This window comes from Motiliproteus sp. MSK22-1, from assembly GCF_001968815.1.
GTDB lineage: Bacteria > Pseudomonadota > Gammaproteobacteria > Pseudomonadales > Balneatricaceae > Motiliproteus.
The window spans coordinates 304,319-318,703 of the sequence record NZ_MIEQ01000044.1 but is presented as its reverse complement, the minus strand read 5'-3'; the positions used below and the strand labels follow the sequence as shown (position 1 = coordinate 318,703).

13 protein-coding genes are annotated in these 14,385 nt (G+C 47.0%); 11 read left to right on the top strand and 2 right to left on the bottom strand.

The window, feature by feature from the left end; all coding sequences use genetic code 11:
* Positions 1–103 precede the first annotated feature (103 nt).
* A complete protein-coding gene (gene cysD / locus BGP75_RS12015) occupies positions 104–1,066 on the bottom strand; it encodes a sulfate adenylyltransferase subunit CysD (RefSeq protein WP_255395936.1) in 963 nt (320 codons plus the stop codon).
* Positions 1,067–1,409: 343 nt separating this feature from the next.
* On the opposite strand from cysD, the gene BGP75_RS12010 reads away from it, so the two are divergent.
* The 5 genes from BGP75_RS12010 to cysG all read left to right on the top strand — a co-directional run bounded on the left by BGP75_RS12010 (position 1,410) and on the right by cysG (position 6,997).
* Positions 1,410–2,195, top strand: a complete 786-nt coding sequence (locus BGP75_RS12010) for a sulfite exporter TauE/SafE family protein (RefSeq protein ID WP_076718837.1) — start codon at positions 1,410–1,412, stop codon at positions 2,193–2,195.
* A gap of 236 nt (positions 2,196–2,431) precedes the next feature.
* Positions 2,432–4,123, top strand: a complete 1,692-nt coding sequence (locus tag BGP75_RS12005) for a nitrite/sulfite reductase (protein ID WP_076718836.1) — start codon at positions 2,432–2,434, stop codon at positions 4,121–4,123.
* Positions 4,107–4,616, top strand: coding sequence for a DUF934 domain-containing protein (locus tag BGP75_RS12000; protein ID WP_076718835.1), 510 nt, complete (start codon positions 4,107–4,109; stop codon positions 4,614–4,616). Before BGP75_RS12005 ends, BGP75_RS12000 begins: the two co-directional genes overlap by 17 nt.
* 66 nt (positions 4,617–4,682) lie before the next feature.
* Positions 4,683–5,414 (top strand): phosphoadenylyl-sulfate reductase, encoded by a 732-nt coding sequence (locus tag BGP75_RS11995; protein ID WP_198939347.1) that lies wholly within the window; start codon positions 4,683–4,685, stop codon positions 5,412–5,414.
* Positions 5,415–5,569: 155 nt separating this feature from the next.
* Positions 5,570–6,997, top strand: a complete 1,428-nt coding sequence (gene cysG, locus BGP75_RS11990) for a siroheme synthase CysG (RefSeq protein ID WP_076718833.1) — start codon at positions 5,570–5,572, stop codon at positions 6,995–6,997.
* An 88-nt stretch (positions 6,998–7,085) separates the two neighbouring features.
* On the opposite strand, the gene BGP75_RS11985 is transcribed toward cysG, so the two are convergent.
* A complete protein-coding gene (locus tag BGP75_RS11985; protein ID WP_076718832.1) occupies positions 7,086–8,318 on the bottom strand; it encodes a flagellar assembly protein T N-terminal domain-containing protein in 1,233 nt (410 codons plus the stop codon).
* A 409-nt stretch (positions 8,319–8,727) separates the two neighbouring features.
* Between BGP75_RS11985 and BGP75_RS11980 the strand changes: the two genes are divergently transcribed.
* From BGP75_RS11980 to BGP75_RS11950, 6 genes are all read left to right on the top strand, one after another.
* On the top strand, positions 8,728–9,387 hold the full coding sequence (locus BGP75_RS11980) for a FlgO family outer membrane protein (protein WP_083704779.1): 660 nt from the start codon (positions 8,728–8,730) through the stop codon (positions 9,385–9,387).
* Between the two features lie 183 nt (positions 9,388–9,570).
* Positions 9,571–10,032: an LPP20 family lipoprotein gene (locus BGP75_RS11975; RefSeq protein ID WP_076718831.1), complete on the top strand. Its 462-nt coding sequence runs from the start codon at positions 9,571–9,573 to the stop codon at positions 10,030–10,032.
* 649 nt (positions 10,033–10,681) lie between these two features.
* Entirely contained in the window at positions 10,682–11,740 is a 1,059-nt protein-coding gene (locus tag BGP75_RS11965; RefSeq protein ID WP_076718829.1) for a Glu/Leu/Phe/Val dehydrogenase dimerization domain-containing protein, read from the top strand.
* A 168-nt stretch (positions 11,741–11,908) separates the two neighbouring features.
* Positions 11,909–12,940: a ferrochelatase gene (gene hemH / locus BGP75_RS11960; RefSeq protein ID WP_076718828.1), complete on the top strand. Its 1,032-nt coding sequence runs from the start codon at positions 11,909–11,911 to the stop codon at positions 12,938–12,940.
* Positions 12,933–13,679, top strand: coding sequence for a 23S rRNA (guanosine(2251)-2'-O)-methyltransferase RlmB (rlmB, locus tag BGP75_RS11955; protein WP_076718827.1), 747 nt, complete (start codon positions 12,933–12,935; stop codon positions 13,677–13,679). The genes hemH and rlmB overlap by 8 nt, the downstream gene beginning before the upstream one ends.
* Positions 13,680–13,920: 241 nt before the next feature.
* Positions 13,921–14,199, top strand: a complete 279-nt coding sequence (locus BGP75_RS11950; protein ID WP_076718826.1) for a hypothetical protein — start codon at positions 13,921–13,923, stop codon at positions 14,197–14,199.
* Positions 14,200–14,385 lie beyond the last annotated feature (186 nt).

Here is a 14,385-nt window from a genome sequence, read left to right as displayed (position 1 = left end):
ACAGGCTATCCGTTGCAGCTGTTAATTTGTTCGTGCATACAGTCCTGCGGAGTCGGATCTCAAATACCAACTCTCAATCAGGGTCATTCGATAAGCTCGAAAGTTAGAAGTAACCCTCTTTCTTTTTTTCTTCCATCGACCCGGCCTGATCATGATCGATCACTCGACCCTGGCGCTCTGACGTTGTAGTTAGCAGCATTTCCTGGATTATTTCAGGCAGGTTAGAGGCTTCTGATTCCACCGCTCCGGTCAGCGGGTAACAACCCAGGGTCCGGAACCTGACACTTTTCATGGCAGGCTTTTCACCGGGTTCCAGTTGCATACGATCATCGTCAACCATGATAAGAGTGCCATCACGTTCCACCACTGGGCGCTCTTTTGCCAGGTAAAGCGGCACGATTGGAATACTCTCCAAATGGATGTATTGCCAGATATCCAACTCTGTCCAGTTGGAAAGAGGGAAGACTCGGATGCTCTCGCCTTTATCAATCTTGGCGTTGTACTGATTCCAGAGTTCAGGGCGTTGATTCTTTGGATCCCAGCGATGGTTTTTATCGCGAAAAGAGAATACGCGTTCCTTGGCTCGGGATTTTTCTTCATCCCGACGAGCGCCACCAAAAGCTGCGTCAAACTGATATTTATCCAATGCCTGCTTAAGGGCAGCGGTTTTCATCAAATCAGTGTGTTTCTTGCTGCCATGGACAAAGGGGTTGATACCCATTTCCACGCCTTCCTGATTGATATGGACGATTAAATCCATACCGGCCTCCTTTGCCATTTTATCGCGGAACTCGATCATCTCCCGGAATTTCCAGGTGGTGTCTACGTGCATTAACGGGAATGGAGGTTTGCCCGGATAGAACGCTTTACGGGTCAAATGCAGCATGACCGCAGAGTCTTTACCTACCGAGTAGAGCATTACAGGACGCTCAAACTCTGCGGCTACTTCACGAATGATATGGATGCTCTCCGCTTCCAGCTGTTTTAAGTGAGTCAGTTTTTTTTCTGACAACACCTGCTCTGATAAGGAGGAGGTTGAAAGACTACTTTCCGTCAATGCGCTCATGATTCTGCTCTATATTCCAAGTGCCTGGATCCGGGAGGATGCAGGCATGTCTTACATCAGTTTGTCGCGCATAGTACCTTCTATATGGTTAAAAGAAAAAAGAATAAATTCGAATTTTTTTATACTCGTTTGGAATTAAAAAACAAAGTTCTAATAAAAACAAACAGATACGTTTTTTTAGATACTTTAAATAACAAAAAGCTATGAGTAAATTTCTAATTATTCTTTTGTGTTATATGCCTGCTTCTCTATTATAGCCTCCTGATTTTAGTGTTTGTTTTGGGTTGGCTGTTTACGCCCGATCACCAGCTTAGAGCTTCAGTGCAGGAGTGTTGAGGGTTAAATGGAACTGGCATATAGCTTTGCAGGCCTTGTTGTAGGCTTTATTGTCGGACTGACCGGAATTGGCGGTGGTGCCTTAATGACGCCAATATTGATTGTTGGCTTTGGCATTAACCCTGTTGTGGCAGTAAGCACCGACCTGATGTATGCCGCTTTTACTAAAGCGGGCGGTATCTGGCCTTATGCCAGAAAAAAATTGGTTAACTGGTCGATTGTTGTTGCTTTGCTGTTAGGCAGCGTGCCCGGTGCTCTCTTTACTCTTTGGATTCTGAGTGGCATTGAGGCGCTGGAAAGTATTGAAAAGCTGATTAATATCACCCTTGGTGTCAGTCTGGTGCTGACTTCAATTGCTGTTTTTCTTCGAAATCGTATACGAGACGTTGTGATTAATACCAAGGCGGTAAAGCTGAAAAATACAGTCCGTCGCTGGCGTATGGTGTTAACAACTTTCGCGGGATTGGTACTGGGTGGGTTAGTGACTCTGTCTTCTGTCGGAGCTGGGGCACTGGGAACGGCGCTACTGATTGTTCTTTTCCCTCATATGACGATGCCGATGATTGTCGCGACGGATTTGGTGCATGCCGTTGTATTGACCAGTGTTGCAGGTGTCGGCCATTGGCAGCTGGGTAATCTGGATTTTACGTTATTGGCTTATTTGTTGGCCGGATCACTACCAGGAGTGTTTATCGGCAGTCATTTAGGGACACGTTTGTCCGCTCGTATCATGCAACCTCTGATGGGTAGTCTGTTGCTATTCATTGGATTGAAGTTTGTTCTGGCTGGATAGCTGAAGCAAAAAATAAACCGGCTGGCTGACAAAAACTGAAAATCAGAAAAGCAGCCAGAGTAAAAAGCTGATATAAGGAGCGGCCCGGAACGGGTCGCTTCATTTGTTATAGGGTGGCTCCGCTACTGATGTTTCTGATAGTTCGTAGCTGATTAGTTCGCAGCTGATAATGCAGGCTATTGATAAAGTTTAACTAAAGCGGCGGAGCCGTATTGCGGTATATAAGGTAGGTAAAGATGTACGTATACAACGAGCGTGAGCAACAGCTCATCGAGGAGCGCGTTGAGCAGTACCGGGATCAGACTCGGCGTTATCTCGCCGGAGAAATTCCTGAGGACGAATTTCGAATTCTGAGGCTGCATAACGGCCTCTATATTCAGCGTCATGCTCCCATGTTAAGAATCGCGATACATTACGGATTGCTTTCTTCAAAGCAGTTGCGCAAATTGGCTGACGTTTCGCGGACTTACGACAAGGGTTATGTGCATTTTACTACCCGTCAGAACGTGCAGTTTAACTGGCCAAAGCTGGAACAAGTGCCTGATATTCTTGGTGAGCTGGCAACGGTTCAGATGCATGCCATCCAGACCAGCGGTAGCTGTGTCCGAAGTGTTTCTTCAGATCAGTTTGCCGGTGTTGTGGCCAGCGAAGTAGAAGATCCTCGTCCCTGGTGTGAGATGATTCGCCAATGGGCTACCTTGCATCCTGAATTCACCTATCTGCCCAGAAAATTCAAGATTGCAGTCACCGCTGCAGACGAGGATCGAGCGGCCACTCAGGTACATGATATCGGTATCCGCATTGTCCGCAACGAGAGTGGAGAAGTCGGTTTTGAGGTATTAGTGGGTGGAGGGCTTGGCCGTACGCCTGTAATCGGTAAGCAGATTCGCCCATTTGTTGAGCAGAAAGAGATTCTCTCCTACATCGAATCTATTTTGCGGATCTACAACATGTATGGCCGCCGTGACAACAAGTTTAAGTCTCGTATTAAAATTCTTGTTAATGCCATTGGAATTGATAAATTCCGTGAGCTGGTCGAGGCTGACTGGGAACATACACGCAATTCGGAACTTCGCTTGACCGACAGTGAAATCAACCGAGTGAAAAGCTATTTTAAGCCACCGGCCTATGAACACTTTGATGGCTCTGACGCTGGGTTTGAAAACAAGCTGAAGACTGATCCTGAGTTTGCTCGATGGGTTGAACGTAATACCTTTAACCACAAGGTACCTGGATATATCGCAGTTACGCTGGCTTTGAGAGTTCATTCAGAGAACAGTAATAACCTACTGGGATCAAGGTTCAAAGCCACCGGTAATCTTTCTGAAAGTCAGTTGGATGCGATAGCCGATCTGGCTGATCGTTATAGCTTTGGAGAGGTTCGCAGTACTCACGAGCAGAATATGGTGATGGCAGATGTTAAGCAGTCTGACGTTTACAGTTTATGGAAAGCGCTGACTGAGCTTGGACTTGCGCGTCCAATAATTGGCACGCTGACGGATATGATCTGCTGCCCGGGACTGGATTTCTGTAGCCTGGCTAATGCCGAGACTCTTGGTGTCGCTCAGCAGATTGACGAACGTTTCGATGATCTTGATTACCTTTACGATATTGGTGAGCTCAAGCTGAAAATGTCCGGTTGTATTAATGCCTGCGCCCATCACCACGTGGGGCATATCGGTATCCTCGGGGTTGATAAGAATGATGAGTCTTATTACCAGTTCACTCTGGGCGGCTCTGCAACCAAAGATGCTTCTTTGGGTAAGGTCCTGGGGCGTTCGATTCCGAAAGAAAAGGTCGCTGATACCTTAGAGAAGATTTTGTCTGTCTATATCGAAATAAGACAGGAAGATGAGCGTTTTATAGATACTTATCGTCGCGTTGGTAATGCCCCGTTTAAGGAGAGAGTTTATGCCACTGATCATTAATCAACAACGGGCTGAATTGGATAGCTGGACTTCTCTGTTGGGAGATGAATCTGCTGGTGGTGAGGAGGTGCTCTCTGTCGATCAGCTTTCAGGCGATCTTTTGGTGAGCTGGGAGCAATGGCAGAAAAACCGACCGGCGTTACTTAGTCATGATGGTCGTGTGGGCGTTAAAATTGATAATGATTTTGAGCTGGGCGATTTGATTGAAGACCTGGATAAGCTCTCGTTGATTGCGTTGGAGTTTCCGGTGTTTAGTGACGGACGTGCGTTCAGTCAGGCTCGGCTGCTTCGCCAGCGATACGGTTATCAGGGTGAAATTCGTGCTGTCGGGGATGTTACCTGGGATCGTCTTCGCTTTATGCATCGTTGCGGTATCAATGCCTACGAAATAGCTGAAGATCGTTACAGTGATGAAATGTTAGAAGCATTCCAAGAAATTACTGTTCAGCTACAAGGGGCTGCAGACGATCCGCGACCGATTTATCGGCAATAGATATTCCTTAAGCGATAGCGATTTTTTATAAGAATATAATATACAAAGATAGAGGAGATTGTCTCCGTGTCAGATTCTCTCGATAAGTCATCGCTCAGCAGTGAGTTGAAGGCAAAAGTGGAACATGCTGTCAGTCTGCTTCAGACAGCGCATCAGGAGTATGGCGATGTTACTTTTGCCAACAGTCTTGGTGCAGAAGATGTGGTGATTAATGATCTTATTTGCCGCTTTGTTCCAGAGATAGAAGTGTTCAGTCTCGATACCGGACGCTTGCCTGAGGAAACTTTAACTCTTTTGGCAAAATTGGAAGAGCACTATGACCGTAAGGTAAAGGTCTATTATCCTGAGGCGAACGCCGTTGAAAGCTATGTTCGTGAAAAGGGTATTAATGCTTTTTATCAAGGGCAGGATCTGCGTAAGGCGTGCTGTCATGTCCGCAAGGTAGAACCGCTGAAACGCGCTCTGAGCGACAAGAAAGCATGGGTTACCGGCATCCGTCGTGAACAGGCTATGACCCGTGGTACCATAGCCTTTAACGAGTGGGATGAGGGAAATCAATTACAGAAGATAAACCCTTTGGCAGACTGGACCGAGAAAGAGGTCTGGGCATATATCAAGGCTGAGGAAGTTCCCTATAATGAGCTTCACGACCTGCATTATCCCAGTATTGGTTGTGCTCCTTGCACTCGAGCCATTGCTGTCGGCGAAGATGTCCGTGCTGGCCGCTGGTGGTGGGAAAACCCTGACAGCAAGGAGTGTGGCCTGCATCCAGTGACCTCGCTCAAGAAGCCCTCCTGATAGATCCTTAGAGGGCTGTTCTGAGCTAAGGTGCTGAATGCACCGTTGAATCAGCCCTGTTTTTGGTATAGAGACTAAATACCGTTGCTAAGGATCGGTGTGCTATGCGGGTGAACCCTCGCTCGTTACTAGGCACCCTAAGTTGAGGAGTATCAGTGGATTACTTACCACTTTTTTTTGACCTGAAAGGTCAATCCTGTCTGCTGGTGGGTGGCGGTGATGTCGCCCAGCGTAAAGCGTTGTTGCTGGAGCGAGCCGGTGCCATTATCACTGTTGTTTCACCTGAGATAAATGCAGAACTGGCTGTGCTGGTCGAATCCTCGGGTGGTGAGCTTATTCGTGGTGATTACCAATCGGGACTACTCGATAACAAAGTGCTGGTCGTTGCCGCGACAGATAACCCGGTGGTTAACCAGCAGGTACACCAGGATGCCACTGGGAATAACCTGCCTGTCAATGTTGTTGACAGTCCCGAACTCTGTACCTTTATTTTCCCTGCTATTGTTGATCGGTCACCATTGATGGTTGCGGTTTCCAGCGGCGGTAAATCTCCGGTACTGGCGCGTTTATTAAGAGCACGTTTGGAAACACTTATCCCCGCCTACTATGGCCAGTTAAGCGAAATGGCAGGCCGTTTTCGGGGTAAGGTCAAAGCAAAATTCAAGACTATTCGTCAACGTCGAGCATTCTGGGAGCAAATGTTTCAGGGGCCCATTGCTGAAAAAATGATTTCTGGCAACCCCCGTAGTGCTGAGTTGATGATGGAGCAGGCCTTGTCCGACGAGGTTTCTGATGAACCTGCCGTAGGGGAAGTTTATCTGGTCGGAGCAGGGCCCGGTGATCCGGAGTTACTGACCTTTAAGGCCCTTCGATTGATGCAGCAGGCAGATGTTGTTCTTTATGACCGTCTGGTTTCTCCCGAAATAGTTGATTTGTGTCGCCGCGATTCCGATCGGATTTATGTTGGAAAGGAGCGTTCGAATCATGCCGTGCCGCAGGAAGATATTAATGAATTGCTGGCTCGTCTGGCACTGGAAGGAAAACGAGTATTAAGACTGAAAGGGGGAGATCCCTTTATTTTTGGTCGTGGAGGAGAGGAGCTTGAAACGTTGGCTGCTCAGGGGGTTCCATTTCAGGTCGTGCCTGGTATTACAGCAGCTTCTGCCTGCTCAAGCTACTCAGGTATTCCTTTGACCCATCGGGATTATGCCCAGTCGGTAAAATTTATTACCGGACAGCTTAAAAACCGTACTTCTGACTTGAACTGGCCAGAGTTGGTTCATCCAAATCAGACCATCGTTTTTTATATGGGGTTACACCGCTTGCAACACATCTGCACACAGATGATTGCACACGGTAAACCTGAGGAAACCCCTGTTGCACTTGTTCAGGCGGGATCAACACCACAACAGAAAGTACTTATAGGTACTCTGGAAACGATTAACGAGAAGCTTAAGGAGACTCCGTTATCGCCTCCTACGCTAACCATTGTTGGTGAAGTCGTTAATTTGCATGAAAAACTGGCTTGGTTTAACGAGGCCGTCAAAAGTGATAATCATGCATTGATGACTGCTGAAGAATAGCGTCTTTTTAAGGCACTGGTCTGGTGCTTATGTGTATACAGAAGAGGTTTTGGTGACTGTTGGTTGACAGTTACCCGGGCCTTTTCGCCTACCAGGCCATCAGTACATCATCCTGCTGAATATTCTTACTTTCAGTATCGACCGAAATTTTCCCTTCTGAAAACAGCGGATGTACCTCATTTACGATGAGAGTATGCTCTGTATTTTCCAGTCGGATATGAGGCTTGTCCTGCTGATCATAGAATGTGGATTTCCTATAAACAGTCAGTTTGTCTCCAGGACGAACACCAACGATTGCGCCAGCATTGAAGGTGATAGAGTTGCGGTCAGTACGCACAATTCTCGCGCGAAAAGGTTCGCACTTAAGCTGTTTTTCAATATCTTTGCTGACTTCCAGAATGAGACTGTTCACTTTCTGGCCGTAGTCCGTTTTTAGGAACGCAGCCGTACCGAAGCCTGTTTTTTGATGGTCATCGAGTCTCCAGAGTCCGCCTTCTCGGTAATTGCGATTAAACAATAGGGCACCGGTAAAACCATCATGGATAAACAGCTCCAGAGCGAAATTTCTCATATGCTGTCTGCCTCTGTAGTCCATGGAGTCGTATAGGTTGCGAAAGAAGTTACCTTCTGAACTTCGGCTGGGATCAAACCTGTTGAGGTCACGAATAACACCTGAAACGATAAATTGAACATCGAGATCTTTAAAGTTCTGAAGAGTGTTAGTCACCGCTCCGCGGGGATTCTCAAAACTTGCGGCGGTGCTCAAAACCGGATTTATGGCAATATGGCTGGCATTCATTGCCTTGAGATTTCCCTGCCGTAAAAGATTGTCAGTGATGATTTTACTGATGATCTGTTTAGCATCATGCAGATCACCGAGGTTGGCCTGAGTCGGTGTTTGTATCGGAAAGGCGGCAATTGCAGCAGTTTTTTGGTAGTTGGCGGCAGTTCCTGCTTGCTGACAGCTGGACTCGGCATCCACTTCAGCGCTGATTTTTATGATAAACAGCTCCCCCCTGACTTGTTCGTCAATGACTTTAACGCGAGTTAGACTGCCAAGACTGCGAACACGCAGGTTATCGACGCTGAGTACCCCCTGATCAATCGTTTGGGTGCTGCTGACATATGCGCCTGCCTGGAGCATTGCCTGTTGGGATGCATTGCGCAGGGCCTGCTCTCTGGCGGATTCGATATCCTGATTGGTTATTAGTGCCCGGCCTTCCGCTTCGATGCTGATAGCCTGTGCTGTTCGATTGAGAACAAATAGAGTGCAGGTTGTCGCTAGGAAAAAAATCAGGACTGCTCGGAGTGGAATACGCATAGTCTTTTTGTAACTCGTGCTGGCAAATAGGCTTTGGTACAGATATCAGATGGACTTGCAGCTTCAAGCTTTATCTAAAGAAGCCGCTATTTAAAGTTAAGGAATTTGCAGAAAGTATGCAAATCATTCCCGGTTTTTATCGGTTATCGATACTGAGTAATCTGCTGGGCTGTTGTCTGTCTGGCAATATTATTCGCATTCGCTTCCAGAGACGAGTACCAGTATAAATAGCAGTTATCCACAAACGCCGTTACCAAGAGAGGCGATAAGGTATAGGAGTTGATTCGTTTGTGGTAGATTTATGTCTTGATAGATTCTTTATTGATAGCTCCTTTATTGATATGGAGATTCAGGTGAGTGCTTATTTTGTTTCCTTCTAGCTTAAACCTAAACAGATGAAAATAAACCGATGAAAAATACGATCTTACTGGCTCTTTGTTTATCGTTGGTAGCGGGTTGCAGTTTCCAATCTCAGCCGGTCCGTGTTGTCGTTGAGAATGAAGTCAGGACCAAGGTTGTAAATGAATCAGCACTGATACCGTCGGAACGGCAGCTCGACAGGGTTTCCCTGGGAGGAACGCTTCCTGTTTTTGGGCAGCCGGTTCGTGCTATGTCTGTTCAGATTGAGATAGCGTTGAAAAAGAGAGGAATAAAGCGATTACCCATTACTATCGCCCCCTTTGTCGATTTGTCTGCTCCTGACCGCAAGCGGAACCTTGGTAATGAACTGGCGGAAGGGTTTTTTCATGAGATGCAGACCCGAGGGTTTAACTTAATCGATCATAAAGCGATACCTTTCTCTAAAACTGGAAAAAAAGCTGTTGGTTCAGGGTTGGCAGACTACTATCGAAAGCACCGTATCAGCTATGTGCTGAGCGGGACTTACATTGTCAATTCTGATGGCATACTCATCAATGCTCGAGTATTAGATGTTATTACCAGGCAGGTTGTGGCTACCGGCCAGTCACAACTGGCTTCCCGGGATCTGGAAGGGGGGCTGCCCGGTTATAATCCGCTGGACAGTCGCGACGGTATGATCATTGAGAATGGTGGTGTCCCCGTTTACTAAATACAAGCGGTGTAGTCATTATTTCTTTTAACTCTGGATTTAATAAGGTGTTGGGCCATATTCTTTCAGTGGATCGGAATTTTTAGAGCGTCAACAGCATATTCGTTTGGATAATAACCTCTGTAAAATAAACCGGTTGTAGTACAAACTATTTGGAAAGCTTAACTAGAAGGTGTGGGTGTGATGGTACGCGTTGGAGTTTTATTGTTGGCTGTGATGCTTGCTGGATGTGACACCGTTCAGTATGAGTACCAGCAGGTTCGTCAAAAATTTCAGCGACCTGATTCACCGGTAGCTGGAGATGCTATAGCAATTGAATCACGCACGGTTACTGCCACCGGTTATGCGCCGATCAGCATTCAAGCTGGTGCGAGTCGAGGACACAAAGTCCTCAATGCCATGCGAGTATCAAAGTTGCAGGCCTATAAGGAGCTGGCGGCAATTGTTCATGGGCAATACCTGTTTGGCACGACTCAAGTGAAAGATATGGTTGTAAAAAACGATCAGTTTAATGCAGCAGTGGGGGGGATTATTCGCGGTGCAAGAGTGGTTAAAGCCTTTCCCATTCAAGATGACACCTACGCCACCATTCTGGAGCTGGATCTAAGAGACGTTCAGCGCGCTTACCTCAATATGCAGCCTTAATATGCGGTTGTAGAAATTATAAAAGCCGTCGGGAATACCTAACTTTTCAGCTTTACCATGGGTGTACTTTCGCATTGAAATTGCGTAGTGCTATGGGACCTTCGGCTTTTCCTGCTTTGTAATATCTGTAATCCGTGACTCAATTGTTTGTTGGCCGGTGTTTTTACTCAGTTTCTGGTTGAAAATCGTATGCTGCCAAGATTGTTTGTGCGTTTTATATAATTGACGTTTACGTAAAATGTGTATATTTTTATGAACTTCGAACTCCTCACAAGGGAGAAAGAAATGGGCACTTTGAAATCGCATTAAGCTTGATAAGGGCCTTTGTTCGCTACCCGGTTGGACCGGGAAAAATAACAATCGATATTGCTGTGATCCAGCGATAGGAGATATAGATGAGTCCCCAGCTTTTTGTATACCGCCAACGTTGTTCATCCCCCCAGTTTTGTTCACATCCACAGTTACCCCGGTGTAACTCCTTTCAGGCACTGACTTCAGGTCAAATTGATATTTGCATTTCCCGCTAGATGACAGGCGCTTTGATTTTCAGGGCAGATGTTTAATCAAGCCAGTAATTGTTTGAAGTAGTTAGTAGTCGACCTGTCAACGGCGGCGTATCTAACTGGTTACCGAATTTTAAGGGGGTATTATGTCCGTATTCAGCCATACTGAATTTTCTGAACACCAGCAAGTTTCTTTCTTCTCTGACCGGGAAAGTGGCCTGAAGGCTATTGTTGCTATCCATAACACCAACCGTGGGCCAGCTCTCGGCGGCTGCCGCATGTGGCCCTATGCGAGTGATGAAGAGGCGCTACGGGATGTATTGAGATTGTCAAAAGGAATGACCTATAAATCAGCGCTGGCCAATCTCAATCTGGGGGGCGGTAAATCAGTTATTATTGGTGATCCCCGTAAGGATAAAAGTGAGAAACTATTGCGGGCCATGGGCCGGTTTCTCAATCAGCTGGGAGGTGCCTATATTGCTGCTGAAGATTCGGGCACTGGTGTTGATGACTTGCGGGTGATGGGGCAGGAAACAGACTATGTGGCGGGAGTTAATGACCGTATCGGGGTCGATGGCTTAGTAAAAAATGGAGATCCGTCACCCTCTACTGCCTATGGCACCTTTATGGGGGTTCGTGCCGCAGTCAAGCATCAACTTGGACGTTCCGATCTGGAAGGCTTAAAGGTAGCTGTTCAGGGAGTAGGGAACGTTGGTTATCGGTTGGCAGAACATCTTCATCAATCGGGGGCTAAGCTTTATGTCAATGATATTCATCAGGCTCAGGTAGACAGAGCTGTTGCTGAGCTCGGTGCGACAGCCGTAAGTGCCAAAGAGATTGTTGGTCTGGATGTCGATGTCTTTGCTCCTTGTGCTCTGGGTGCTGTCATTAACGATAATAGCATCGGACAGTTGAAAGCGAAGGTGGTTGCCGGAGCTGCCAACAACCAGCTATCTGAGGAACGCCATGGCGAGCTGCTAAAGCAAAAAGGCGTGCTTTATGCGCCGGATTTTGTGATTAACGCTGGCGGTATTATCGATATCGGCTTAGAGCGTGATGGTGCAAAGCCTGCTGATATCCAGCGTCAACTGGAAGAAATCGGAGATACGTTGAGCGAGATCTTTATTCGGGCTGATCGGGGTGGTCTATCGACCAGTGTGATTGCCAATCAAATTGCTGAAGAACGCTTTGCCCATAATCGCTGATAGTTGTTAGTTTGCATCTCCTTCGTGAGTAGGATTGAGTACTCAGTACATCCTTTGAAAGCCTCCACCAGATTAATTATTCATACTCGATTGATCTGGTGGCTGTCATTTCGGTGTCGAGTCATGAATAATAGCGGCATATTCTCATCAACATCAACGAGATAACCGGTGTCCTACGCGAATCCTAAAACTGCTGTTGTCCTGGTCAATCTGGGAACCCCTGATAAGCCTACCGCTGCTTCTGTTCGTCGCTATCTCAAAGAATTTCTTTGGGACAAGCGGGTTATTGAGGGGGGGCGCCTCAGGCGAATTCTCTGGTGGGCGGTGCTTAATTTCATTGTCCTGCGCGTTAGACCCCGGAAAGTGGCGCGTCTCTACCAGACGATCTGGGAGCAGGATTCGCCTATGCGAAAGATACTTAACCGGCAGGTGGCCGGACTTCAACTGGCGTTGCAGCAGGGTTATCCAGGACGAAGTCCGGAAGTGTTTGCAGCGATGACCTACGGATCTCCTGGATTGGATCAGTGCCTTAGCGATTTGCATCAAAGTGGTTATCGGCGAATCTTGGTAATGCCGCTATATCCCCAGTTTTCGGCAACTTCGACCGGGCCCGTATACGATAAGGTCGCTGATTTTCAAAAAAGCTGTCGGGATATTTGTGATATTCGTATTCTCCGGGACTATTTCGATCATCCGCTATATATTGCTGCTCTGGCGGAATCTGTAGAGCAGTTCTGGCAGCAGAACCCGAAGAGCGAAAAGCTGTTGTTGAGTTTTCATGGGATTCCAAAATCTTATGCTGATCAGGGTGATCCCTATCCTCAACAGTGTCTGCGAACAGCAGAGTTATTGGCGACAAAACTTGGATTGTCAGAGGTCGAATGCCAGGCCAGCTTTCAATCTCGTTTTGGGCCTGCCGAGTGGGTGAAACCCTATACCGATGAAACCCTGAAACAGTATGGATCTCAGGGAGTTAAATCTATCGATGTGTTGAGTCCGGCGTTTTCAGCAGACTGTTTAGAGACTTTGGAAGAAATTGCCATTCAGAATAAAGAATTGTTTCTGCAGTCCGGTGGGGAATCCTATCGTTATATCCCTGCTCTTAACGCAACCCCTTCACATATCAAATTATTGGCTTCTTTAGTAGAAGAACAGGCAGGCCAATGGTTAGCGGTAAACGAGAGCGTCAATAATGGCTAAACCAGATATCAGTTATGGTCTTCATGCGGTTACCACTCTGCTGGAGCGTCACCCAAAGCGGGTTCACGGACTGTTGGTCCAGAAAGGACGGCAGGATCAACGCATGCAACGGCTTCTGGATATTGCCAAACAGCGGCATATCAGCTGGAAGTTTGTGGAACGCAGTGAACTTGATCGACTAGCAGATGGAGTGCATCAGGGTATTGTTGCTAATGTAGAGCCGAACAGGGCCCAGAATGAAGCCTATTTGGAACAGCTTCTGGAAAAGCTTGAAGAGCCTGCATTTTTACTGGTATTAGACGGTGTAACTGATCCTCATAATCTGGGGGCCTGTCTGCGGACTGCAGATGCCGCGGGTGTACATGCGGTTATAGCACCGAAAGACAAGGCCGCCCCCCTTAACGGGACAGCGGTCAAGGTGGCTTGTGGAGCAGCAGAAACGGTTCCATATATAACAGTAACCAATCTGTCGCGTATGTTGAAACACCTGCAGGCCTGCGGAATATGGATTACCGGGACAGCGGGTGAAGCCGATCAATGGCTTGCTGAATCCAATCTGACGGGTCCAATGGCATTGGTGATGGGAGCTGAAGGGACTGGTATGAGGCGTTTGACCCGAGAGTGTTGTGATCAACTGGTGAAAATACCCATGGCCGGTGAAGTCAGCAGTCTCAACGTATCTGTTGCCGCCGGAGTATGTCTGTTTGAGGCAGTACGGCAGCGCTCAGCCCTGCCTTGATACTCTTTTCATGACTGGCGGGACAGTTAAAGGCCTGTATGTGCGCAAGTACAGTTCTGAGCGTAATCATTGCATATATTTCAATTCCATCATTCGCCAACTGGCGTATTCTTTAAATGGATTTAGAGAGTCTTGCGACTTATTTTTGAAGGCGAAATTTTCGTGTAGGTAGTTAATATTCAATCGTTTTTGATGCTGTTGAGTCGTAAGTGATATAAGACAAAAAAAGGAGTGGAATGTCATGTTGACTTACGAAGACTGTTTGGAAATGTGTGACCTTACACTCGACGAAATTGATGCTGTAGCTGAGCATGAGCACTTGCAGCGTATCCAGGCCATAGCCACAGCTGAATATTTGGTTAAGGCAGAAGGGGGCGAGAGAAAGCTCCGCCGTATGATTATTGAAGATATCCGGCATGCGCAGAAGATAAGTGACCATCATCGAGAGCAGGATTTGAAGAGGGTGCTGACTCTATTTATTAAGACTCATCCCCGTCATGCACTGTCAAACAGAGGCTGATAAATTAGGATACTTAAGGGTAGATTGACATCCCATAAAGGGGATGCTGAGCAATAAAAAGGACGCTACCAGAGATCTGGGCGTCCTTTTTTTGTGTGAGCTATCTAGTTATTTCGAATCCTTTTAGTTACCAAGCACCGTTAAAGTGACAATCCTTTATTTTTGCAGTGAATACAGCTGTTAGGC

What these genes read in the sequence shown, in the direction of transcription:
- BGP75_RS11950 (WP_076718826.1), top strand. Translation starts at nt 13,921, where the DNA reads ATGTTGACTTACGAAGACTGTTTGGAAATGTGTGACCTTACACTCGAC.
- BGP75_RS12000 (WP_076718835.1), top strand. Translation starts at nt 4,107, where the DNA reads ATGCCACTGATCATTAATCAACAACGGGCTGAATTGGATAGCTGGACT.
- BGP75_RS12005 (WP_076718836.1), top strand. Translation starts at nt 2,432, where the DNA reads ATGTACGTATACAACGAGCGTGAGCAACAGCTCATCGAGGAGCGCGTT.
- BGP75_RS11980 (WP_083704779.1), top strand. Translation starts at nt 8,728, where the DNA reads ATGAAAAATACGATCTTACTGGCTCTTTGTTTATCGTTGGTAGCGGGT.
- BGP75_RS11985 (WP_076718832.1), bottom strand. Translation starts at nt 8,318, where the DNA reads ATGCGTATTCCACTCCGAGCAGTCCTGATTTTTTTCCTAGCGACAACC.
- cysD (WP_255395936.1), bottom strand. Translation starts at nt 1,066, where the DNA reads ATGAGCGCATTGACGGAAAGTAGTCTTTCAACCTCCTCCTTATCAGAG.
- BGP75_RS12010 (WP_076718837.1), top strand. Translation starts at nt 1,410, where the DNA reads ATGGAACTGGCATATAGCTTTGCAGGCCTTGTTGTAGGCTTTATTGTC.
- BGP75_RS11965 (WP_076718829.1), top strand. Translation starts at nt 10,682, where the DNA reads ATGTCCGTATTCAGCCATACTGAATTTTCTGAACACCAGCAAGTTTCT.
- rlmB (WP_076718827.1), top strand. Translation starts at nt 12,933, where the DNA reads ATGGCTAAACCAGATATCAGTTATGGTCTTCATGCGGTTACCACTCTG.
- BGP75_RS11975 (WP_076718831.1), top strand. Translation starts at nt 9,571, where the DNA reads ATGGTACGCGTTGGAGTTTTATTGTTGGCTGTGATGCTTGCTGGATGT.